The sequence below is a fragment of the Variovorax sp. KBS0712 genome (assembly GCF_006323185.2).
Lineage (GTDB): Bacteria > Pseudomonadota > Gammaproteobacteria > Burkholderiales > Burkholderiaceae_C > Variovorax > Variovorax boronicumulans.
Genome location: NZ_VCCD02000005.1, coordinates 178,814 through 198,225 on the forward strand (window position 1 = coordinate 178,814; position 19,412 = coordinate 198,225).

Consider the following 19,412-nt stretch of genomic DNA (forward strand, 5'->3'; position numbering starts at 1 on the left):
ATGGACCTCGAAGCACGCGCCCACAGCGAGCACCCCGAGGCGCTGCGCCTCTGGCTGCGCATGCTCACCTGCACGCAGCTGGTGGAAAAGCAGGTGCGCAACGGACTGCGTGCGCAGTTCGCCACCACGCTGCCGCGCTTCGATCTCATGTCGCAGCTCGAGCGCTCGCCCGACGGCCTGAAGATGAACGAGCTCTCGCGCCGCATGATGGTCACGGGCGGCAACGTCACCGGCATCACCGACCAGCTCGTGACCGAAGGGCTGGTGGAGCGCATCAACGTCGAGGGCGACCGCCGCGCCTGGCGCGTGCGCCTCACGCCGCGCGGACGCAAGCTCTTCAACGAGATGGCGCAGCAGCACGAAGACTGGATCGTCGAGGCTTTCTCGAGCCTCAACCCCAAGGAGATCGCGCAGCTTCACAAGCTGCTCGGCAAGGTCAAGCAACATTCCCACAGCAGCCAATTGGCGGAGACCGCATGAAGCACTACATCGGCGCAAGCAATCCCATGCGCGCGCAATTCGAACCCAAGGCCGACTACAAGGCCGAGCACTTTGCCTGGCGTTTCGAGGCCGGCGTCGGCACCATCACGCTGAACCGCCCCGAGCGCAAGAACCCGCTGACCTTCGACTCGTACGCCGAGCTGCGCGACCTGTTCCGCGCGCTGACCTACGCGACCGACGTGAAGGTGATCGTCGTCACCGGCGCTGGCGGCAACTTCTGCTCGGGCGGCGACGTGCATGAAATCATCGGCCCGCTGACCGGCATGCGCATGCCCGAGCTGCTCGAGTTCACGCGCATGACGGGCGACCTCGTGAAGGCGATCCGCAACTGCCCGCAGCCCATCGTCGGTGCCATCGACGGCGTGTGCGCCGGCGCCGGCGCGATGATCGCGCTGGCCTGCGACCTGCGCTACGGCACGCCCGCCACGCGCACCGCCTTCCTCTTCACCCGCGTGGGCCTGGCCGGCGCCGACATGGGCGCCTGCGCACTGCTGCCGCGCGTGATCGGCCAGGGCCGCGCCTCGGAGCTGCTGTTCACTGGTCGCGCCATGACCGCCGACGAAGGCCAGGCCTGGGGCTTCTTCAACGCACTGCACGACAGCGCCTCGCTGCTCGACGCCGCCACCAAGGTCGCGCGCGACCTGGCCGAAGGCCCGAGCTTCGCGCACGGCATGACCAAGACGATGCTGTCGCAGGAATGGTCGATGACCATCGACCAGGCCATTGAGGCCGAAGCGCAGGCGCAGGCGATCTGCATGCAGACCGAAGACTTCAAGCGCGCCTACGAGGCCTTCGCGGCCAAGCGCAAGCCGGTGTTCGGCGGAGACTGACGCGCATCATGATGACCAAGATCCCCGCCCCACCTTCGACCGCGCACCTCGCGCTGCCGTTCTTCGACGACGCGCACCGCGCGCTCGCCAACGACCTGCTGCCCTGGTGCGCCGCACAGGAGATCGATGAGCGCGACGACCGCGCAGCCTGCCGCGAATGGGTGCGCCGTCTCGGCGACGCCGGCTGGCTGCGTTACGCGGTGCCCGGCAGTGCCGGCGGCGCGCTCGAGCGCCTCGATTCGCGCGCGCTCGTGCTGCTGCGCGAAACGCTCGGCTACCACTCGCCACTGGCCGACTTCGCGTTCGCGATGCAGGGCCTGGGCAGCGGCGCGATCACGCTGGACGGCACACCCGAGCAGCAGTCGCAGTACCTGACGGCCGTGGGCCAGGGCAAGAAGATCGCGGCCTTCGCACTCAGCGAACCCGAGGCCGGCTCTGATGTGGCAGCGATGGCGATGCGCGCCGAGCCCACCGCCGACGGCTGGCGCCTGAACGGCGAGAAGACCTGGATCAGCAACGGCGGCATCGCCGACTTCTACTGCGTGTTCGCCAAGACCGACCCCACGGCCGGCACGCGCGGCATCACGGTGTTCATCGTCGACGCGACGACGCCGGGGCTCGACACCTCGGCCCACATCGACGTGATGGCGCCGCACCCGCTGGCCACCCTGCGCTTCGACAACTGCGTCGTGCCGCGCACGGCGCAGCTGGGCACGCTGAACGGCGGCTTCAAGCTCGCGATGCGCACGCTCGACATCTTCCGCGCGTCGGTGGCCGCGGCCGCGCTCGGCATGGGACGCCGCGCGCTCGCCGAAGCCATCGCGCATGCCAAGGGCCGCCGCATGTTCGGCCAGACGCTGGCCGACTTCCAGCTCACGCAGGCCAAGCTCGGCGAGATGGCCGCGCTGATCGACAGCGCCGCACTGCTCACCTACCGCGCCGCCTGGATGCGTGACGACGCCGAGCGCCGCGGCGCGCCGGCGGTCGGCGACGTGTCGGCGGCTGCCGCCATGGCCAAGATGTGCGCCACCGAGAACGCGAGCCGCGTGATCGACATGGCGCTGCAGATGCATGGGGGACTCGGCGTGAAGGTCGGCACCAAGATCGAAAGCCTGTACCGGGACATCCGCTCGCTGCGCATTTACGAAGGCGCGACGGAAGTCCAGCAACTGATCATCGGCAAATCCGTTTTGCGGGGGTGAAACCGTGTCTGCCCAAGTCGATCGCTTCGTTCATGACCGCCTGCCGCCTGCCGCGCAGTTGCCGGTCTTTCGCTACGACCTGCCCGAACTGCAGTTTCCCGACCAGCTGAACCTGGTCGAGGAGATGCTGGACAAGGCGGTCGCCAAGGGCTTCGGCGACCGGCCGATGCTGCGCTCGCCCGCCGGCGTGCTCACCTACGCCCAGGCGGGCGTCGAGGTGAACCGCATCGCCCAGGTGCTGGTCGAGGATCTCGGGCTCGTGCCCGGCAACCGCGTGCTGCTGCGCGGCGGCAACTCGGTGTGGATGGCGCTGTCATGGCTCGCCGTGGTCAAGGCCGGGCTGATCGCGGTGGCGACGATGCCGCTGCTGCGCGCTAAGGAGCTCGGCGAGATCATCGAGAAATCGCAGCCCGTGGCCGCGCTGTGCGAGGGCCGCCTGCTCGAGGAGCTGGTGGCTGCGCAGCAGGCGCACCCCGTGCTCGCGACGGTGATTGCCTTCAACCAGCCCGACGCGCCCGATTCGCTGTCGGCCCGCGCAGCGAGCAAGAGCGGCGTGTTCCAGGCCTGCTCCACGGCGGCCGACGACATCGCGCTGCTGGCCTTCACCTCGGGCACCACGGGCAAGCCCAAGGCGCCCGTCACCACGCACCGCGACGTGGTCGCCATGTGCCAGACCTGGCCGCGCCACGTGCTGCGCGCGCGCAGCGACGACATCGTGGTCGGCACGCCGCCGCTGGCCTTCACCTTCGGGCTCGGCGGCTTGCTGATCTTCCCGATGTGGGCCGGTGCGTCGGTGTACTTTCCCGACGGCGCCTTCTCGCCCGAAGCGCTCGTGAAGCTCATCAACGAGGTCGGCGCGACCATCTGCTACACCGCGCCCACCTTCTATCGCCAGATGGCGCCCTTCGTCCGGCAGCACGGGGCGCCGAGCCTGCGCATCTGCGTGAGCGCAGGCGAGGCGCTTCCCGACGCCACGCGCCAGCTCTGGAAGGAGACCACCGGCATCGAGATGCTCGACGGCATCGGCGGCACCGAGGTGTTCCACATCTACATCTCGGCCGCCGGCGACGAAGTGCGCCGCGGCGCCGTCGGCAAGGCGGTGCCGGGGTTCACCGCGAAGGTGGTGGACGACCAGGGCAACGAGGTGCCGCGCGGCACGGTCGGTAAGCTGGCGCTGCAAGGCCCGGTCGGCTGCCGCTACCTCGACGATCCGCGCCAGGGCGACTATGTGAAGAACGGCTGGAACTACCCCGGCGACTCCTTCGTGCAGGATGACGACGGCTACTTCTTCTATCAGGCGCGTGCGGACGACATGATCATCACGGCCGGCTACAACGTCGGCGGCCCGGAGGTGGAAGACGCGCTGCTCAAGCACCCGGCCGTCGCCGAGTGCGGCGTGATCGGCAAGCCCGACACCGACCGGGGCATGATCGTGAAGGCCTTCTGCGTGCTCAAGCCCGGCAACACCGGCGACGCAGCGATGGTGAAGGCCCTCCAGGACCACGTGAAAGCCACCATCGCCCCCTTCAAGTACCCGCGGGAGATCGAGTTCGTGACGGCGCTGCCGCGCACCGAAACCGGCAAACTCCAGCGCTTCAAATTGAGACAACTCAACAGCAACACACCATCATGACGAACAAACTCATTCAGCCTCCGGGCTGGCTGCCCCCGAAGGGCTATGCAAACGGCATCGCGGCGCGCGGCACCCAGGTGTTCGTCGGCGGCCAGATCGGCTGGAATGCCCAGCAGCAGTTCGAATCCGACGACTTCATCGACCAGTGCGGCCAGGCGCTGCGCAACATCGCCGAGGTGCTGCGCGAAGCCGGTGCCGGCCCCGAGCACATGGTGCGCATGACCTGGTACGTGACGGACCGCGACGAGTACAGCCGACGCCTGTCCGAGCTCGGCCCGGTCTACCGCGATGCGCTGGGCCGCAATTTCCCGGCCATGACCTGCGTGCAGGTGGCGGCGCTGGTGGAGCACCGTGCGAAGGTGGAGATCGAGGTGACGGCGGTCATCCCGGACTGATCCTGCGCTTGGGCTGCGCGTCAGCGCAGTCGTCAGGCGCCGCTGCGGCGCACGTTCTCAAGACCGGCCTCTTCGCGGGGCTGGCCCGGAAACAGAAAAGCCCTCTTCGCGAGGGCTTTTTTTGTGTCGAATTTCGACCAGGAATTTCCAAAAGAATTCGGCCAAAGAAAAAGGCCCTTTGATTTCTCAAAGGGCCTTTTAAATTGGTTGCGCGAGCAAGATTTGAACTTGCGACCTTTGGGTTATGAGCCCAACGAGCTACCAGGCTGCTCCATCGCGCGGCAAGTATAAATTATAGCTTATTCAGCGGCGTTTTGCTCAGCGCCAGCATCTTTAATTTCAGCACGGTCGACCAGTTCGACGAGCGCCATCGGGGCGTTGTCGCCCACGCGGAAACCCATCTTCAGGATGCGGGTGTAGCCGCCCGGACGCGCTGCGAAACGCGGGCCGAGTTCGCCGAAGAGCTTGACGACGCTGTCGCGGCTGCGCAGGCGGTCGAAGGCCAGGCGCTTGTTGGCGAGCGTGGGCTTCTTGGCTAGGGTGATCATCGGCTCGATGACGCGGCGCAGTTCCTTGGCCTTGGGGACCGTGGTCTTGATGACTTCGTGCTCGATGAGCGAATTCATCATGTTCTGCAGCATCGCGAGGCGGTGCGAGCTGGTGCGGTTGAGTTTGCGGAGTCCGTGTCCGTGACGCATGGTGCTTTCCTTTACTTTATAAAAACAGACAGCCGTATCAGGTACTGTCCGGTGCACTGGCCCTTTTCAGGGGGCCGATTTCTCAAAAAATCAAATCAACGCTTGTCGAGACCAGCCGGCGGCCAGCTTTCGAGCTTCATGCCAAGGGTGAGACCGCGCGAAGCGAGCACTTCCTTGATTTCGTTGAGCGACTTGCGACCCAGGTTCGGGGTCTTGAGCAGCTCGTTTTCGGTGCGCTGGATCAGGTCACCGATGTAGTAGATGTTTTCGGCCTTCAGGCAGTTGGCCGAACGCACCGTCAGTTCGAGTTCGTCGACAGGGCGCAGCAGGATCGGATCGAATTGCTGGGCGCTGCGCGGTGCGGGTGCATCGAATGCAGCGAGTTCGCCGCCTTCGAGCTGCGCGAACACGGCGAGCTGCTCGACCAGGATTTTAGCCGATGCGCGAACGGCATCTTCGGCGCTGATCGCACCGTTGGTCTCGATCTCGACCAGCAGCTTGTCCAGGTCGGTACGCTGTTCGACACGAGCGCTTTCGACGGTGTAGCTCACGCGCTTGACGGGCGAGAACGAGGCGTCGAGAACGATGCGGCCGATCGACTTGGTCGGCTCGTCGGCGTAGCGACGCATCGTGCCGGGCACATAGCCGCGACCCTTTTCGACCTTGATCTGCATGTCGAGCTTGCCGCCTTGCGACAGGTGCGCGATCACGTGGTCGGGGTTGATGATCTCGACGTCGTGCGGGGTCTGGATGTCCGATGCGAGGACCGGGCCTTCGCCGTCCTTGCGCAGGCTCAGCGTGACTTCGTCGCGGTTGTGGAGCTTGAACACCACGCCCTTGAGATTCAGCAGGATGTTGACGACATCTTCCTGCACGCCGTCGATCGACGAGTACTCATGCAGAACGCCAGCGATCGTGACTTCGGTGGCCGAGTAGCCGACCATGGACGACAGCAGAACGCGACGCAGCGCGTTGCCGAGCGTGTGGCCGTAGCCGCGCTCGAAAGGTTCGAGCGTGACCTTGGCCTTGTTGGCGGCAAGTTGCTCGACCTGGATGGTCTTGGGTTTCAGCAGGGTGGTTTGCATGCAGACTTCCTCTCAATACCCCCGGCTCGTTACACCGGTAAGGCTGGTGAAGCGCCTGATCCGCAACAGAGTGCGGAGCAGGAACGTGAACAACAATATCAATCTCCCGCCGGCGCAAGGACGCGCAGGCGGGTAGAGAAAATCAACGCGAATACAGTTCGACGATCAGCGATTCGTTGATGTCGGCTGCGAATTCGTCGCGATCCGGGACCTTCTTGAAGGTGCCTTCGGCCTTGTCGGCGTTCACATCGACCCAAGCCGGCATACCGACTTGTTGGGCCAGTTGCAGCGCTTCGACAATGCGGTTCTGCTTCTTCGACTTTTCGCGCACGGCGATCACGTCACCGGTCTTGACCAGGTACGACGGGATGTTGACCGACTGGCCGTTCACGGTGATCGCCTTGTGCGACACGAGTTGGCGTGCTTCGGCGCGCGTCGAGCCGAAGCCCATGCGGTAGACCACGTTGTCCAGGCGCGACTCGAGGATGAACAGCAGGTTGGCGCCGGTGTTGCCACGGCGGCGATCGGCTTCTTCGAAGTAGCGGCGGAATTGCTTCTCGAGCACGCCGTACATGCGCTTGACCTTCTGCTTCTCACGCAGCTGCAGACCGTAGTCGGAGGTGCGCTGACCCGAGGTGCGGCCGTGCTGGCCGGGCTTGGAGTCGAACTTGGCCTTGTCCTGGATCGAACGGCGGGCGCTCTTCAGGAACAGGTCGGTGCCTTCACGGCGGGAAAGTTTGGCCTTGGGGCCGAGGTAACGTGCCACGGTATTTCCTTGGTGTCATCTGCCGCAGTTGCCTGCGGGAGCCGTCGGCGAATGTGCCGATGGCGGTGGGCTTAGTGAAAAAACAAATGCGCAGCCGCTCGAAAGCTGGCTGCGCCTTGCGGACTGACGATCAGATGCGGCGACGCTTCTGGGGACGGCAGCCGTTGTGCGGAACGGGCGTCACGTCGGCAATGGAATTGATCCGGATGCCGAGCGCAGCCAGTGCGCGCACCGACGACTCGCGACCAGGACCGGGGCCCTTGATCTCGACGTCGAGGTTCTTGATACCTTGTTCGACAGCAGCACGGCCGGCCACTTCGGAAGCGACCTGCGCAGCGAACGGGGTCGACTTGCGCGAGCCCTTGAAGCCCTGGCCACCCGACGAAGCCCACGACAGGGCGTTGCCCTGGCGATCGGTGATCGTGATGATGGTGTTGTTGAACGAGGCATGCACGTGGGCGATACCGTCCGCAACGTTCTTGCGAACCTTCTTGCGAACGCGCTGTGCGGCGTTGTTTGCAGGTGCTTTAGCCATGCTTGTCTATCCTTATTTCTTCAGGGACTGCGCAGCCTTGCGCGGACCCTTGCGGGTGCGGGCGTTGGTGCGCGTGCGCTGGCCGCGCATCGGCAGGCCGCGACGGTGACGGAAGCCGCGATAGCAGCCGATGTCCATCAAACGCTTGATGTTCATCGTCGTCTCGCGACGCAGATCGCCTTCGATCGTGAACAGAGCGATCTGGTCGCGAATCTTTTCGAGATCGGCGTCGGTCAGATCCTTGATCTTCTTCGAATATTCGATGCCGCTCGCTTCGCAGATTTGACGGGCGCGGGTGCGACCGATACCGAAAATGGCGGTCAGGCCGATTTCAGCGTGCTTGTGCGGCGGGATGTTGATGCCAGCAATACGTGCCATGTGCGTCCTCTAATACTCTTCAATCAACCCTGGCGCTGCTTGTGGCGCGGGTCGGTGCAAATCACACGCACCACACCTTTACGGCGGATGACCTTGCAATTACGGCAGATGGTTTTGACCGAAGCCGAAACTCTCATTTCATTCTCCTAAAACTGTTTAACGTGGCGGTCTACCGCCCGGACTCAATACTGAAACTCACAGCCCTACGATGTCTTGAAGTTCGCCTTCTTCAGCAGCGATTCGTACTGCTGGGACATCATGTAGTTTTGCACCTGGGCCATGAAGTCCATCGTGACGACCACGATGATCAGCAGGGAGGTACCACCGAAGTAGAACGGCACGTTGTACTTCAGGATCAGGAACTCGGGCAGCAGGCAGACGAAGGTGATGTACACCGCGCCAGCCAACGTCAGGCGAACCAGAATCTTGTCGATATAGCGAGCGGTCTGGTCACCCGGGCGAATGCCAGGAATGAACGCACCACTCTTCTTCAGGTTGTCGGCCGTTTCCTTGCTGTTGAACACGAGTGCCGTGTAGAAGAAGCAGAAGAAAACGATCGCAGCGGCGTACAGCAGCACGTAGATCGGCTCGCCCGGACGCAGTGCGCTGGCGATGTCCTTGATCCAGCGGAAGCCACCGTCACCAGCGCTGAACCAGCCCACCACCGTTGCCGGCAGCAGAATGATCGACGACGCGAAGATCGGAGGAATCACACCGGCCATGTTCAGCTTCAGGGGCAGGTGCGACGACTGACCGCCGTAGACCTTGTTGCCAACCTGGCGCCGCGCATAGTTCACGAGGATCTTGCGCTGACCACGTTCCACGAACACCACGAAGTAGGTGACCAGCACCACGACAGCGATGATGAAGAGCGCAACGATGGGGTTCATCGCACCGGTCGTCACCAGCGAAGCCAGGCCGCCGATCGCACCGGGCAGACCGGCCGCGATACCTGCAAAGATCAGGATCGAGATGCCGTTGCCCAGGCCGCGTTCGGTGATCTGCTCGCCGAGCCACATCAGGAACATCGAACCTGCCGTCAGGCTCACCATGGCGGTCAGGCGGAAGCCGAAACCGGGGGCGATCACCAGACCGGCCGACGATTCGAGGGCCACTGCGATGCTGAACGACTGGAACAGGGCCAGGCCGAGCGCGCCATAGCGCGTGTACTGCGTGATCTTGCGGCGACCGGCCTCGCCTTCCTTCTTCAATTGCTCGAAGGTCGGAAGCACGTAGGTCATCAGCTGCATGATGATCGACGCCGAGATGTACGGCATGATCCCCAACGCGAACACGGTGAAACGCGACAGCGCCCCGCCCGAGAACATGTTGAACAGGCTCAGAATGCCGCCCTGCTGGCCCTGGAACAACGCTGCCAGCTGGTCCGGGTTGATACCCGGCACAGGAATGTGCGCGCCAATCCGGTAGACCACGAGCGCGAGCAGCAAAAAGACGAGCCGACGACGGAGGTCGCCGAACTTGCCTGTTTTTGCGATCGTTGCCGCGTTAGTTGCCACGAAGAACTTCTTTCAGTCCGATGGTGATCAGGCGAGGCTGCCGCCGGCTGCTTCGATCGCAGCCTTGGCACCAGCGGTCGCACCCACGCCCGTCAGCTTGACGGCCTTGGTGAGTTCGCCGGTCTTGATGATCTTGACGACCTTGGCGAGCTGGCCCACGAGGCCGGCTTGCTTCAGTGCCAGGACATCGACTTCGGCCAGGCCGAGCTGCTCGAGAGCAGTCAGCGTGACTTCGGCGTTGTACTTCAGCAGGTGCGACTTGAAGCCGCGCTTGGGCAGGCGACGCTGCAGCGGCATTTGACCGCCTTCGAAGCCGACCTTGTGGAAACCGCCTGCGCGCGACTTCTGGCCCTTGTGACCGCGACCTGCGGTCTTGCCGATGCCCGAGCCGATACCGCGGCCAACGCGACGCTTGGCGTGCTTGGCGCCAGCTGCCGGCTTGATGCCATTGAGTTCCATATCAGTCTCTCTTACAGAACTTTGACCAGATAACTGATCTTGTTGATCATGCCGCGCACTGCGGGCGTGTCTTGCAGCTCGCTCACGCTGTTGAGCTTGCGCAGGCCGAGGCCACGCACGGTCGCGCGATGCGATTCCTTGGTGCCGATCGGGCTCTTCACCAGCTGCACCTTGAGGGTTTGTTGTTGCGTCATTTGAATGCTTCCTTCAGCCTTGCGAGAGCTTGCGCTCAGGCGAAGATTTCTTCGACGGTGAGACCGCGCTTGGCAGCCACTTGGCCGGCCGTCGTCGAGTTCTTCAACCCGTCGAGCGTGGCGCGAACCATGTTGTAGGGGTTCGACGAACCATGGCTCTTGGCCACGATGTCGGTGATGCCCATGACTTCGAACACGGCGCGCATCGGGCCGCCGGCGATGATGCCGGTACCCTTGGGAGCCGGGTACATCACGACGGTGGCAGCACCGTGGTGACCTTGCACCTGGTGGTGCAGCGTACCGTTCTTGATCGGAGCCTTGAACAGGTTGCGGCGGGCTTCTTCCATTGCCTTCTGCACGGCAGCGGGCACTTCCTTGGACTTGCCCTTGCCCATGCCGACGCGGCCATCGCCATCACCGACCACGGTCAGCGCTGCGAAACCGAGGATACGACCACCCTTCACCACCTTGGTGACGCGGTTGATCGCGATCATCTTCTCGCGCAGACCGTCCTCAGGACCTTCGTTCTGCGTTCTTGCTTGAATCTTTGCCATTTTGAATCTCGTGTCCGATTAGAACTGCAGACCGGCTTCGCGGGCTGCCTCGGCCAGCGCCTTGACGCGGCCGTGGTAGGCGAAACCTGCGCGATCGAAAGCGACCTTCTCGACGCCGGCAGCCTTCGCCTTTTCAGCGATGCGCTTGCCGATGGCGGTGGCAGCGGCGGCATTGCCACCCTTGCCCGAGGCGCCGAGTGCTGCGCGCACTTCGGCTTCGGCGGTCGATGCGGTTGCGATCACCTTGGTGCCGTCGTCGGAGATGACGGTGGCATAGATGTGCAGGTTGGTGCGGTTCACCGTGAGGCGAGCCACGCCCTGCGTCGCAATGCGGATGCGGGTCTGGCGCGAGCGGCGAAGACGCTGTGCTTTTTTGGTCAACATCATTTTGCTGCCCCTTACTTCTTCTTGGTCTCTTTGATCACGATCTTCTCGTCCGCATAGCGGATGCCCTTGCCCTTGTAGGGCTCTGGCGGACGAACAGCGCGGATCTCAGCGGCGATCTGGCCGACGCGTTGACGGTCAGCGCCCTTGATCACCACTTCGGTCGGGGTCGCGGTGGTCACCGTGATGCCTTGCGGCATGTCGATGTTGACCGGGTGCGAGTAACCGACTTGCAGGTTCAGCTTGGCGCCAGACGCTGCAGCCTTGTAGCCGACGCCGACCAGGTTGAGCTTCTTCTCGAAGCCCTTGGTCACGCCAACCACCATGTTGTTCACCAGCTGGCGAATCGTGCCGCTCATCGCATTCGCTTCACGCGAATCGTTGGCGGGCTCGAAGCTCAGCTTGCCGTCCTTGTTGACGACATTCACCAGCGCGTTGCGAGCCAGGCTGAGCGTGCCGCCCGTGCCCTTGACGCTGATCTGGTCTTCCTTGATCGACACATCCACGCCTGCGGGGATGGCGACCGGCATTTTTCCTACTCGGGACATTTCAGTAACTCCTCGATGTCTCGGTTAGGCGACGTAGCACAGAACTTCGCCGCCGACACCGGTGGCGCGCGCCTTGCGGTCGGTCATCACGCCCTTGGGGGTCGTGACGATCGCAACGCCGAGGCCGTTCTGGACTTGCGGAATGGAAGTGCTGGCCTTGTAGACGCGCAGGCCGGGGCGGCTCACGCGCTCAATGCGCTCGATGACCGGACGGCCAGCGTAGTACTTCAGCGAGATTTCAAGTTCGCTCTTGCCAGCTTCGGTCTTGACCTGGAAGCCGTCGATGTAGCCCTCGTCCTTCAGGACTTGTGCGATCGCGATCTTCACCTTGGAAGACGGGACCGACACGGTGGGCTTCGCCACCATCTGCGCGTTACGGATACGCGTCAGCAGGTCGGCAATGGGATCACTCATGCTCATGTTGTTTGCTCCTGCCTGGCTTACCAGCTGGCCTTGGTGACACCGGGGATGTCGCCATTGAAAGCCAGTTCGCGGATCTTGGCGCGGGCCAGACCGAATTGACGGAAGGTGCCACGGGGGCGACCGGTGATTTCGCAACGGTTGCGCTGGCGCGTGGGGTTCGCGTTGCGCGGGAGCTTCTGCAGGGCCAGGCGGGCCGCTGCGCGCTCTTCGTCGCTCTTCTTCGCGTCGTTGGAAGTTGCCTTCAGTTCTGCGTGCTTCGCAGCGAACTTGGCAACCAGCTTGTCGCGCTTGAGTTCGCGCTGGATCAAAGATGCTTTAGCCACAGATCACCTCAGTTCTTGAACGGGAAACGGAAGCCAGCGAGAAGCGCCTTGGCCTCTTCGTCGGTCTTGGCCGTCGTCGTGATGCTGATATTGAGACCGCGCAGGGCGTCGACCTTGTCGTACTCGATCTCAGGGAAAATGATCTGCTCTTTGACGCCGATGTTGTAGTTGCCACGGCCGTCGAATGCGCGACCCGAGATACCGCGGAAGTCACGCACGCGGGGCAGGGCCACGGTGACGAAACGGTCCAGGAACTCGTACATGTGCACGCCACGCAGCGTGACCATGCAGCCGATCGGCTGGTTTTCGCGGATCTTGAAGCCGGCAATGGCCTTCTTCGACTTGGTAACCACGGGCTTCTGGCCAGCGATCTTGGTCAGGTCGGCGACGGCGTTGTCGAGGACCTTCTTGTCGGCGACTGCTTCACCCACACCCATGTTCAGGGTGATCTTGGTGAGACGCGGAACTTGCATCGGCGACTTGTAGCCGAACTTTTCCGTCAGGTCTTTCGCGATCTTTTCGCGATAGTGTTGTTGGAGACGTGCCATGTGAGTACCTCTTAGGCGAACTTGATTTCGTCGCCGCTCGACTTGAAGACGCGAACAGCCACGCGCTTGCCGTCGGCACCTTGGGTGACCTTGATGCCCACGCGATCGGCCTTGCCGGTCGCAGCATTGAAGATCGCCACGTTGGATTGGTGAATCGGCATGGTCTTCTCGACGATGCCACCGGTCGTACCCTTGAGGGGGTTCGGCTTGGTGTGCTTCTTGACGAGGTTGATGCCGTCGACGATCACATGCGAATCGTCTGCGCGCAGCGACACGACGCCGCGCTTGCCCTTGTCACGACCGGCCAACACGATGACCTGGTCGCCTTTGCGAATCTTGTTCATGGCGTTGTGTCCTTAGAGAACTTCGGGTGCCAGCGACACGATCTTCATGAACTTCTCGGTGCGCAGTTCGCGCGTGACCGGTCCGAAGATGCGGGTGCCGATGGGCTCCAGCTTGGCGTTGAGCAGCACGGCGGCATTGCCGTCGAACTTGACGAGCGAACCGTCAGCACGACGGATGCCCTTGGCGGTGCGGACCACCACTGCGCTGTAGATCTCGCCCTTCTTGACGCGACCACGCGGAGCGGCTTCCTTGATGCTGACCTTGATGACGTCGCCCACGCTGGCGTAACGCCGCTTGGAGCCACCGAGCACCTTGATACACAGGACGGATTTCGCGCCCGTGTTGTCGGCCACTTCGAGCCGGGATTCAGTTTGGATCATTTCTTGATATTCCCAACTTGTACCGATGAGCCTCCAGGAGGGAGACACCGCGGTCAGTCTTGGGCCCGTCGTCCACGCCTCGAACCACTCGAGACGCTTCCGCTTTGGGCTGAAAGCTTCGCCTTTTGAAAGCGAAGCCCGCGATTGTGGCACCCATGCCGGGCGATGTCAACTGCCTCATCACGCGAACTTCGACAGCCGCTAGACTTTGTGGCGTGCGCGCCCCCAACTACCCCCTCATTTCGCCGCCCTCCATGCTGCGCCGACGCCTGCTGGCGGGCGGCGCGGGCCTACTGGGACTAGGATCGCTGGGGCTCGCGGGATGCCGCAGCGCAGCACCGGCGCCGGACACCGGCCGGCTGCAGCGCCTGGGGGAAGCCCTCTGGGCGCACCGACGCTCTATAGAGAGCACCACGGCAGGCGGCCTCTCCGGCATCGACTACGACCCCATCAAAGGTGAGTACCTGCTTCTCAGCGATGACCGGTCAGATCTGAGCCCCGTGCGCTGCTACACCGCACGTTGGCCCCAGCCGGCCGACGCAGCCCCCGAGCCCACCGGCGTTGTCCCGCTGCAACGCCCCGGGGGCGGCCCGTGGCCCGGGCGGCGCCAGGCCATCGACGGCCTGCCCGTTCCCGATCCCGAGGCCCTGCGCCTGCGCCCCTCGACCGGCACCCTGCTCTGGACCAGCGAAGGCGACCTCGCGCGCGGCTTCGGCCCCGCCCTGTATGAATCAGCGCGCGACGGCCGCTTCCTGCGCGAATTCACCCTGCCGGCGATGTTTGCCCCGGACCCGGCCCAGCGCCGCGGCCCGCGCGACAACCAGACACTCGAGGGCCTGGCCCTCACGCCCGACGACCGGTCGGCTTGGCTCGCAATGGAAAACGCCCTGGTCCAGGACGGTCCCGTCCCGACCACCACCGCCCCCGGCGGCCCCAGCCGCTTCACCCAGGTCGACCTCGCGACCGGCCGCGCCATGCGCCAGATCGCCTATGTGCCTGACGCCATCCCGCTGCGCCCGTTGGTGCCGGGCACCTACGCCGACAACGGCGTGAGCGAGGTGCTGATGCTCGACGCCCACCGCATGCTGGTGCTGGAGCGGGCCTACGCCACCGGCGCCGGCAACTCGCTGCGCCTGTATGAAATAGACACCCGGGCCGCCGACGACGTGCTCGCCATCGACGCCCTCGCCCCCGGCAACCACCGCCCGGCCGCCAAGACGCTGGTGGCCGACTTCGCCACCCTCGGCCTCTCGCGCCTGGACAACACCGAGGGCATGTGCTGGGGCCCATCGCTGCCCGACGGCCGCCGCCTGCTGGTGGTCGTGAGCGACGACAATTTCAACCCGCTGCAAGTGACGCAGTTCGCCGCCTTCGCCTACACCGACCGACCATGACCATCGCCGTGACCTTCCTGCCCCGCACCGCGCCGGGCCCCCTGCCCCCCATCGCCTTCATCGGCGGCGGCAACATGGCCAGCGCCATCATCGGCGGCCTGATCCAGCAAGGCGTCGCGGCCGACAACTTCGAAGTGGTCGAGCCTTTCGAGGAAGCCCGCACCAAGCTGGCCCAGTCCTACGGCATCGTCGCCAGGGCCGAGGCCAGCGAGGCCCTCGCGCGCTGCGCCGTGGTGGTGTGGGCAGTCAAGCCCCAGACCTTTGCCGAAGCCGCCCGTCCGGTGCGCGCCTTTGCCGCCGACGCCCTGCACCTGAGCGTGGCGGCGGGCATTCCGTCCGACAGCATCGCCCGCTGGCTCGGCACCGAGCGCGTCGTTCGCGCCATGCCCAACACGCCGGCGCTGGTCGGCAAGGGCATGACCGGCCTCTTCGCTCGGCCGGGCGTCGAAAGCGCCGACCGCGCACGCGTCGGCCAGCTGCTGGCGCCGACGGGCGAGCTGATCTGGGTCGACGCCGAGCCCGCGCTCGACGCGGTGACCGCCATGTCGGGCTCCGGTCCGGCCTACGTGTTCTATTTCATCGAGGCGATGACCGAGGCCGGCGTCGAGATGGGCCTCACGCCCGACCAGGCCCAGCGGCTGGCCATCGGCACCTTCACCGGCGCCTCGGCGCTGGCGCACAGCGCGACCGAGCCGCCGTCGGTGCTGCGCGAACGCGTGACCTCCAAGGGCGGCACGACCTACGCGGCCCTGAGCGCGCTCGAAGCCTCCGATGTGAAGGGCCAGTTCAAGACCGCCATCCGCGCGGCGCAGAAGCGCGCGGCCGAGCTGGGCGAGGAATTCGGGCGCGGCTGACCCGCCCGGTGGGCTATCGGAGGGCGTAGCCCGCCACGATGCCCACGAACACCGCGAAGCCCAGCCAGTGGTTTTCGCGGAAGGCCTTGAAGCAGCCTTCCCGCGTGCGGTCATGGATCAGGCGCCAGTGCCAGAGCGCCTGCGCCACCGCCGCGGCAATGCCTACATAGAAGAGAACCCCCAGCGACCGGCTGGCACCCGCCCAGATCCAGACCGCCAGGAAGATCGCGTAGCTGGCCATCACCGCCGCCACGTCGAAGCGACCGAACGTGATCGCCGAGGTCTTCATGCCGATCTTCAGGTCGTCGTCGCGGTCGACCATCGCGTACTCGGTGTCGTAGGCCAGCACCCAGAACAGGTTGCCCGCCAGCAGCCACCAGGCGAAGGCCGGCACCGTCGACTGCACCGCGGCAAAGGCCATCGGGATGCCGAAACTGAAGGCAATGCCCAGCACGGCCTGCGGAATCGACACGAAGCGCTTGGCGAACGGGTAGATCAGCGTGATCGCCAGGGCCGCGAACGACCACAGCACGGTCGTACGGTTGGTGGTGAGCACTAGCCCGAAGGACAGCAGCGCCAGCACCGCGCCCAACCCCAGCGCCTCCTTGACCGACATCGCGCCGCTCGTGACGGGCCGCTGGGCCGTGCGCTTCACGTGGCGATCGAAGTCGCGGTCGGCCACGTCGTTGACGCAACAGCCCGCGCTGCGCATCAGGAAGGTGCCGAGCGTGAACACCGCGAGCAGCTGCAAACCGGGCCAGCCGTCGGCCGCGAACCAGAGTGCGCCCAGCGTGGGCCATAGCAACAACAGCCAGCCGGCCGGCCGATTCCAGCGGATCAGATCGAGGTAGAGCGCAAAACGGCGGGCAAGCATGCGGCGGACGGGCAGACGAAAAAAGAGCGGCCATTGTGCCGCTCTTGGAAGGGGCTCCCGGCGCACCAGGAGATCATCAGGACGACGTCATCAGTCCTCGAGCAGCGAGCGCAGCATCCAGGCCGTCTGGTCGTGCACCGTGCAGCGCGCGGTCAGCATGTCGGCGGTCGGATCGTCGCCGGCCTCTTCGGCCACCGGGATGAACTCGCGCGCGATGCGCGACACCGTCTCGTGACCCTTCACGAGGATGCGCACCATCTCCATCGCCTTGGGCGGGGTCTGCGGCACGTCGGGCACGGTGGCGATCTTGCTGAACTCGGCGTACGAGCCCGGCGCGTAGTGGCCCAGCGCGCGGATGCGCTCGGCGAGCACGTCCGTCGAGCCCCACAGCTCGGTGTACTGCGTCATGAACATCGCATGCAGCGAGTTGAAGTGCGGCCCCGTCACGTTCCAGTGGAAGTTGTGTGTCGTGAGGTACAGCGTGTAGGTGTCGGCCAGCACGCGGCTCAGGCCTTCGGCGATGGCCGCGCGGTCCTGGCGTTCGATGCCGATGTTGATGATCGGCGCATTGCGGCTGCCCGACTCCTGCGCGACGACGGCGCCGCCCTTCTTGGGCACCTTGCCAGCAGAGGAGGCAGGCGACGGGGACTTGGTCTTTTTCGGGGGTTTGGCCATGGCGGAGGGGTCTTTCTTGAAGTTGGGTGACAACACCGAAATTCTGAAAGCCGGCAGGCGGCTTCGCAACAGCTTCACTCTATCCCAGCGATCAGCGATCCCAAACAGCCCGCGCGTAGGCGAAGGCCCCGAATCGCTAGGAGAGTCGTTTGACACCCGGCAGCTCGCACGCGTAGATCGCGTTGCGCAGCGCCGCGATTGCCTCGTAGCGCGTGAAGGTGCGGCGCCAGGCCAGCACCACGCGGCGCATCGGCGGGTCGCGGTCCTGCGCGTCGCGCACGGGCAGGTAGCGCACCATCTGCTCGGGCTCCTTGCGCCCCTTGACCTTCGGCTTGAGCGCCTCGGCCGGCACCGACAGGCGCGGCACCAGCGTCACGCCCATGCCCGAGGCCACCATGTGCTTGATGGTCTCCAGCGACGAGCCCTCGAAGCTCTTGCGGATGCCCTCGGCATTGCTCGAGAAGCGCGCGAACTCGGGGCACACCTCGAGCACGTGGTCGCGAAAGCAGTGGCCCGTGCCCAGCAGCAGCATCGTCTCGCTCTGCAGCTCTTCCGACGTGATCGACTCGCGGTCGGCCAGCTTGTGCTTCACGGGCAGCGCCGCCATGAAGGGCTCATCGTACAGCGGCGCCATCGCCAGGCCCGTGTCGGGAAAAGGCTCGGCCATGATCGCGCAGTCGATCTCGCCGGCGCGCAGCATCTCGAGCAGCTTGACCGTGAAGTTCTCCTGCAGCACCAGTGGCATCTGCGGCGTGCGCGCGATCACCTGGCGTACGAGGTCGGGCAGCAGGTACGGGCCGATCGTGTAGATCACGCCCAGGTTCAGCGGGCCAGCCAGCGGGTCCTTGCCGCGCTTGGCGATCTCCTTGATGCTGGCGGCCTGATCGAGCACGCTCTGCGCCTGCTGGACGATCTGCTCGCCGAGCGGCGTCACGGTCACTTCACCGGCGCTGCGCTCGAAGAGCTTGACCTCGAGTTCGTCCTCGAGTTTCTTGATGGCCACCGAAAGCGTCGGCTGGGACACATAACAGGCCTCGGCCGCCTTGCCGAAGTGCCGCTCGCGGGCGACTGCGACGATATATTTGAGTTCGGTGAGAGTCATAGCTTGCGTCAATTATGCGCAAGGGTCTGTGACCCGGCTGGGGCGGGGTTAAAAGCCGCGGGCTGCGCTCAGTCGGTGCGGCTCCAGACCCATTGCACCGGCCGCCCGCCGTTCGAGGGCATCGGCTCGCCCTGCGTGACGGCCACGCTCACGCGCAGGTCGGTCAGGCAGGCCCAGACGCCCGAGCGGGGGCAGGTCTGGCCCGTGTCCGCAAACAGCAGTTCATCGCGGCGCATGCGGTGCCCCTGGATCTGCGCCGAGCCATCGTCCTGCACGGAGAACGCGACGCGGCCGGACGCGGCACGCTCTTCGAAGATCTCGATGGCGCCTTGCAAGGCGACGAAGAAATCCCAGTCGGACAGATCCTGCTCCGCCGCCGCGGCGGTGAAGTCGGCCTGGTACAGGCGCTGATAGCGCTCGACGTTGTAGTCCAGCTCGAAGACGACCTGGCCCGTCGCGGCGTCCATCAGCCGGAACTGGCTGAAACCTTGCCGCAAGCGCCCATCGCCATACCGCGAGGGCGCGATCTCGCTGCGCAGGACAGGCGGGACCATCACCACGGAGCCGTCGCCGCGCTTCTGGCAGATCTCGAACACGGCACCGTCGTCGGTGCGAAAGACGAACTTCTCGTCGGACGTCCAGTAGCTGTAGTAGCGCTTGTCGTTCTCGATCGTGTAGCCGCCTTTGACGGGGAGGTCAGCGAGTACCGAAACGCCTGGCGGTTTCTCGGCGTCGTCGACGGGGCGCCAGCGGCCGGTTGTGGGGTCCAGGTCGATGAGGTCGGCGGCGGTGTGATGCAGGTAGAGCCACATGGG

Annotated in this window: 28 protein-coding genes and 1 tRNA gene; 7 read left to right on the forward strand and 22 right to left on the reverse strand. The window is 64.9% G+C overall.

Annotated features, from left to right (window positions below; translation table 11 throughout):
- Genes FFI97_RS31510 through FFI97_RS31530 form a run of 5 tightly spaced genes read left to right on the forward strand, consistent with a single transcriptional unit; the run spans position 1 to position 4,561 of the window.
- Entirely contained in the window at positions 1 to 480 is a 480-nt protein-coding gene (locus tag FFI97_RS31510) for a MarR family winged helix-turn-helix transcriptional regulator (RefSeq protein ID WP_101491458.1), read from the forward strand.
- Complete coding sequence (locus FFI97_RS31515; RefSeq protein WP_139700614.1) at positions 477 to 1,331, forward strand: enoyl-CoA hydratase family protein; 855 nt, start codon at positions 477 to 479, stop codon at positions 1,329 to 1,331. The genes FFI97_RS31510 and FFI97_RS31515 overlap by 4 nt, the downstream gene beginning before the upstream one ends.
- An 8-nt stretch (positions 1,332 to 1,339) precedes the next feature.
- Entirely contained in the window at positions 1,340 to 2,533 is a 1,194-nt protein-coding gene (locus FFI97_RS31520; RefSeq protein ID WP_139700616.1) for an acyl-CoA dehydrogenase family protein, read from the forward strand.
- Positions 2,534 to 2,537: 4 nt separating this feature from the next.
- A complete protein-coding gene (locus FFI97_RS31525; protein WP_139700618.1) occupies positions 2,538 to 4,166 on the forward strand; it encodes an AMP-binding protein in 1,629 nt (542 codons plus the stop codon).
- Positions 4,163 to 4,561 carry a RidA family protein gene (locus FFI97_RS31530; RefSeq protein WP_056576966.1) on the forward strand — a complete coding sequence of 133 codons (399 nt, stop codon included), beginning with the start codon at positions 4,163 to 4,165 and terminating at the stop codon, positions 4,559 to 4,561. Before FFI97_RS31525 ends, FFI97_RS31530 begins: the two co-directional genes overlap by 4 nt.
- A gap of 204 nt (positions 4,562 to 4,765) precedes the next feature.
- Here the strand turns inward: FFI97_RS31530 and FFI97_RS31535 are convergent.
- The 18 genes from FFI97_RS31535 to rplN form a co-directional block, all read right to left on the reverse strand.
- Positions 4,766 to 4,842 (reverse strand) — tRNA-Met (locus FFI97_RS31535).
- A gap of 18 nt (positions 4,843 to 4,860) precedes the next feature.
- Positions 4,861 to 5,259 (reverse strand): 50S ribosomal protein L17, encoded by a 399-nt coding sequence (gene rplQ / locus FFI97_RS31540; RefSeq protein WP_056576970.1) that lies wholly within the window; start codon positions 5,257 to 5,259, stop codon positions 4,861 to 4,863.
- Between the two features lie 95 nt (positions 5,260 to 5,354).
- The gene (locus tag FFI97_RS31545) at positions 5,355 to 6,344 is read right to left on the reverse strand and encodes a DNA-directed RNA polymerase subunit alpha (protein WP_056576973.1); all 990 of its coding nucleotides are present in this window, start codon (positions 6,342 to 6,344) and stop codon (positions 5,355 to 5,357) included.
- Positions 6,345 to 6,486: 142 nt separating this feature from the next.
- On the reverse strand, positions 6,487 to 7,110 hold the full coding sequence (gene rpsD / locus FFI97_RS31550) for a 30S ribosomal protein S4 (protein WP_056576976.1): 624 nt from the start codon (positions 7,108 to 7,110) through the stop codon (positions 6,487 to 6,489).
- 130 nt (positions 7,111 to 7,240) lie between these two features.
- The gene (rpsK, locus tag FFI97_RS31555) at positions 7,241 to 7,645 is read right to left on the reverse strand and encodes a 30S ribosomal protein S11 (protein ID WP_009124825.1); all 405 of its coding nucleotides are present in this window, start codon (positions 7,643 to 7,645) and stop codon (positions 7,241 to 7,243) included.
- A 12-nt stretch (positions 7,646 to 7,657) separates the two neighbouring features.
- Positions 7,658 to 8,023 carry a 30S ribosomal protein S13 gene (gene rpsM / locus FFI97_RS31560; protein ID WP_013544105.1) on the reverse strand — a complete coding sequence of 122 codons (366 nt, stop codon included), beginning with the start codon at positions 8,021 to 8,023 and terminating at the stop codon, positions 7,658 to 7,660.
- A 23-nt stretch (positions 8,024 to 8,046) separates the two neighbouring features.
- The gene (rpmJ, locus tag FFI97_RS31565) at positions 8,047 to 8,160 is read right to left on the reverse strand and encodes a 50S ribosomal protein L36 (protein WP_013544106.1); all 114 of its coding nucleotides are present in this window, start codon (positions 8,158 to 8,160) and stop codon (positions 8,047 to 8,049) included.
- A gap of 66 nt (positions 8,161 to 8,226) precedes the next feature.
- Positions 8,227 to 9,540, reverse strand: coding sequence for a preprotein translocase subunit SecY (gene secY / locus FFI97_RS31570; RefSeq protein ID WP_056576979.1), 1,314 nt, complete (start codon positions 9,538 to 9,540; stop codon positions 8,227 to 8,229).
- Positions 9,541 to 9,567: 27 nt separating this feature from the next.
- Entirely contained in the window at positions 9,568 to 9,999 is a 432-nt protein-coding gene (gene rplO / locus FFI97_RS31575; protein WP_056576982.1) for a 50S ribosomal protein L15, read from the reverse strand.
- 11 nt (positions 10,000 to 10,010) lie between these two features.
- Complete coding sequence (rpmD, locus tag FFI97_RS31580) at positions 10,011 to 10,193, reverse strand: 50S ribosomal protein L30 (RefSeq protein WP_019653974.1); 183 nt, start codon at positions 10,191 to 10,193, stop codon at positions 10,011 to 10,013.
- A 35-nt stretch (positions 10,194 to 10,228) separates the two neighbouring features.
- The gene (rpsE, locus tag FFI97_RS31585) at positions 10,229 to 10,747 is read right to left on the reverse strand and encodes a 30S ribosomal protein S5 (protein ID WP_056576983.1); all 519 of its coding nucleotides are present in this window, start codon (positions 10,745 to 10,747) and stop codon (positions 10,229 to 10,231) included.
- A gap of 18 nt (positions 10,748 to 10,765) precedes the next feature.
- Complete coding sequence (gene rplR / locus FFI97_RS31590) at positions 10,766 to 11,131, reverse strand: 50S ribosomal protein L18 (RefSeq protein WP_056577252.1); 366 nt, start codon at positions 11,129 to 11,131, stop codon at positions 10,766 to 10,768.
- Between the two features lie 14 nt (positions 11,132 to 11,145).
- Positions 11,146 to 11,679, reverse strand: coding sequence for a 50S ribosomal protein L6 (rplF, locus tag FFI97_RS31595; protein ID WP_062474819.1), 534 nt, complete (start codon positions 11,677 to 11,679; stop codon positions 11,146 to 11,148).
- A 24-nt stretch (positions 11,680 to 11,703) separates the two neighbouring features.
- Positions 11,704 to 12,099: a 30S ribosomal protein S8 gene (gene rpsH / locus FFI97_RS31600; RefSeq protein ID WP_062474816.1), complete on the reverse strand. Its 396-nt coding sequence runs from the start codon at positions 12,097 to 12,099 to the stop codon at positions 11,704 to 11,706.
- 20 nt (positions 12,100 to 12,119) lie between these two features.
- A complete protein-coding gene (gene rpsN, locus FFI97_RS31605; protein ID WP_056576989.1) occupies positions 12,120 to 12,425 on the reverse strand; it encodes a 30S ribosomal protein S14 in 306 nt (101 codons plus the stop codon).
- Between the two features lie 8 nt (positions 12,426 to 12,433).
- Positions 12,434 to 12,973 carry a 50S ribosomal protein L5 gene (rplE, locus tag FFI97_RS31610; protein WP_056576993.1) on the reverse strand — a complete coding sequence of 180 codons (540 nt, stop codon included), beginning with the start codon at positions 12,971 to 12,973 and terminating at the stop codon, positions 12,434 to 12,436.
- 11 nt (positions 12,974 to 12,984) lie between these two features.
- Positions 12,985 to 13,317: a 50S ribosomal protein L24 gene (gene rplX, locus FFI97_RS31615; protein WP_062474813.1), complete on the reverse strand. Its 333-nt coding sequence runs from the start codon at positions 13,315 to 13,317 to the stop codon at positions 12,985 to 12,987.
- A gap of 12 nt (positions 13,318 to 13,329) precedes the next feature.
- Positions 13,330 to 13,698, reverse strand: coding sequence for a 50S ribosomal protein L14 (gene rplN / locus FFI97_RS31620; RefSeq protein WP_009124801.1), 369 nt, complete (start codon positions 13,696 to 13,698; stop codon positions 13,330 to 13,332).
- A 254-nt stretch (positions 13,699 to 13,952) separates the two neighbouring features.
- Here rplN and FFI97_RS31625 point away from each other — a divergent pair, with 254 nt between their 5' ends.
- Together FFI97_RS31625 and proC are read left to right on the forward strand one after the other, a co-directional pair.
- On the forward strand, positions 13,953 to 15,092 hold the full coding sequence (locus tag FFI97_RS31625) for an esterase-like activity of phytase family protein (protein WP_139700825.1): 1,140 nt from the start codon (positions 13,953 to 13,955) through the stop codon (positions 15,090 to 15,092).
- Complete coding sequence (proC, locus tag FFI97_RS31630; protein WP_139700620.1) at positions 15,089 to 15,946, forward strand: pyrroline-5-carboxylate reductase; 858 nt, start codon at positions 15,089 to 15,091, stop codon at positions 15,944 to 15,946. Before FFI97_RS31625 ends, proC begins: the two co-directional genes overlap by 4 nt.
- Positions 15,947 to 15,959: 13 nt before the next feature.
- Here proC and ubiA read toward each other — a convergent pair whose 3' ends face one another.
- The 4 genes from ubiA to FFI97_RS31650 all read right to left on the reverse strand — a co-directional run bounded on the left by ubiA (position 15,960) and on the right by FFI97_RS31650 (position 19,409).
- Positions 15,960 to 16,820 (reverse strand): 4-hydroxybenzoate octaprenyltransferase, encoded by an 861-nt coding sequence (gene ubiA / locus FFI97_RS31635; RefSeq protein ID WP_139700622.1) that lies wholly within the window; start codon positions 16,818 to 16,820, stop codon positions 15,960 to 15,962.
- 90 nt (positions 16,821 to 16,910) lie between these two features.
- Positions 16,911 to 17,495 carry a Dps family protein gene (locus tag FFI97_RS31640; RefSeq protein ID WP_139700624.1) on the reverse strand — a complete coding sequence of 195 codons (585 nt, stop codon included), beginning with the start codon at positions 17,493 to 17,495 and terminating at the stop codon, positions 16,911 to 16,913.
- Positions 17,496 to 17,631: 136 nt separating this feature from the next.
- Positions 17,632 to 18,597, reverse strand: a complete 966-nt coding sequence (locus tag FFI97_RS31645; RefSeq protein WP_062474802.1) for a LysR substrate-binding domain-containing protein — start codon at positions 18,595 to 18,597, stop codon at positions 17,632 to 17,634.
- Positions 18,598 to 18,665: 68 nt separating this feature from the next.
- Entirely contained in the window at positions 18,666 to 19,409 is a 744-nt protein-coding gene (locus FFI97_RS31650; RefSeq protein WP_139700627.1) for a hypothetical protein, read from the reverse strand.
- Positions 19,410 to 19,412: the final 3 nt, after the last annotated feature.

What these genes read in the sequence shown, in the direction of transcription:
- rplX (WP_062474813.1), bottom strand. Translation starts at nt 13,317, where the DNA reads ATGAACAAGATTCGCAAAGGCGACCAGGTCATCGTGTTGGCCGGTCGT.
- ubiA (WP_139700622.1), bottom strand. Translation starts at nt 16,820, where the DNA reads ATGCTTGCCCGCCGTTTTGCGCTCTACCTCGATCTGATCCGCTGGAAT.
- rpsK (WP_009124825.1), bottom strand. Translation starts at nt 7,645, where the DNA reads ATGGCTAAAGCACCTGCAAACAACGCCGCACAGCGCGTTCGCAAGAAG.
- rpsE (WP_056576983.1), bottom strand. Translation starts at nt 10,747, where the DNA reads ATGGCAAAGATTCAAGCAAGAACGCAGAACGAAGGTCCTGAGGACGGT.
- FFI97_RS31520 (WP_139700616.1), top strand. Translation starts at nt 1,340, where the DNA reads ATGATGACCAAGATCCCCGCCCCACCTTCGACCGCGCACCTCGCGCTG.
- rplR (WP_056577252.1), bottom strand. Translation starts at nt 11,131, where the DNA reads ATGTTGACCAAAAAAGCACAGCGTCTTCGCCGCTCGCGCCAGACCCGC.
- FFI97_RS31515 (WP_139700614.1), top strand. Translation starts at nt 477, where the DNA reads ATGAAGCACTACATCGGCGCAAGCAATCCCATGCGCGCGCAATTCGAA.
- rplQ (WP_056576970.1), bottom strand. Translation starts at nt 5,259, where the DNA reads ATGCGTCACGGACACGGACTCCGCAAACTCAACCGCACCAGCTCGCAC.
- FFI97_RS31650 (WP_139700627.1), bottom strand. Translation starts at nt 19,409, where the DNA reads ATGTGGCTCTACCTGCATCACACCGCCGCCGACCTCATCGACCTGGAC.
- FFI97_RS31640 (WP_139700624.1), bottom strand. Translation starts at nt 17,495, where the DNA reads ATGGCCAAACCCCCGAAAAAGACCAAGTCCCCGTCGCCTGCCTCCTCT.
- rplE (WP_056576993.1), bottom strand. Translation starts at nt 12,973, where the DNA reads ATGGCACGTCTCCAACAACACTATCGCGAAAAGATCGCGAAAGACCTG.
- FFI97_RS31530 (WP_056576966.1), top strand. Translation starts at nt 4,163, where the DNA reads ATGACGAACAAACTCATTCAGCCTCCGGGCTGGCTGCCCCCGAAGGGC.
- rpmD (WP_019653974.1), bottom strand. Translation starts at nt 10,193, where the DNA reads ATGACGCAACAACAAACCCTCAAGGTGCAGCTGGTGAAGAGCCCGATC.
- proC (WP_139700620.1), top strand. Translation starts at nt 15,089, where the DNA reads ATGACCATCGCCGTGACCTTCCTGCCCCGCACCGCGCCGGGCCCCCTG.
- FFI97_RS31545 (WP_056576973.1), bottom strand. Translation starts at nt 6,344, where the DNA reads ATGCAAACCACCCTGCTGAAACCCAAGACCATCCAGGTCGAGCAACTT.
- FFI97_RS31645 (WP_062474802.1), bottom strand. Translation starts at nt 18,597, where the DNA reads ATGACTCTCACCGAACTCAAATATATCGTCGCAGTCGCCCGCGAGCGG.
- rplN (WP_009124801.1), bottom strand. Translation starts at nt 13,698, where the DNA reads ATGATCCAAACTGAATCCCGGCTCGAAGTGGCCGACAACACGGGCGCG.
- rpmJ (WP_013544106.1), bottom strand. Translation starts at nt 8,160, where the DNA reads ATGAGAGTTTCGGCTTCGGTCAAAACCATCTGCCGTAATTGCAAGGTC.
- rpsM (WP_013544105.1), bottom strand. Translation starts at nt 8,023, where the DNA reads ATGGCACGTATTGCTGGCATCAACATCCCGCCGCACAAGCACGCTGAA.
- FFI97_RS31510 (WP_101491458.1), top strand. Translation starts at nt 1, where the DNA reads ATGGACCTCGAAGCACGCGCCCACAGCGAGCACCCCGAGGCGCTGCGC.
- FFI97_RS31625 (WP_139700825.1), top strand. Translation starts at nt 13,953, where the DNA reads ATGCTGCGCCGACGCCTGCTGGCGGGCGGCGCGGGCCTACTGGGACTA.
- rplF (WP_062474819.1), bottom strand. Translation starts at nt 11,679, where the DNA reads ATGTCCCGAGTAGGAAAAATGCCGGTCGCCATCCCCGCAGGCGTGGAT.
- rplO (WP_056576982.1), bottom strand. Translation starts at nt 9,999, where the DNA reads ATGGAACTCAATGGCATCAAGCCGGCAGCTGGCGCCAAGCACGCCAAG.
- rpsH (WP_062474816.1), bottom strand. Translation starts at nt 12,099, where the DNA reads ATGAGCATGAGTGATCCCATTGCCGACCTGCTGACGCGTATCCGTAAC.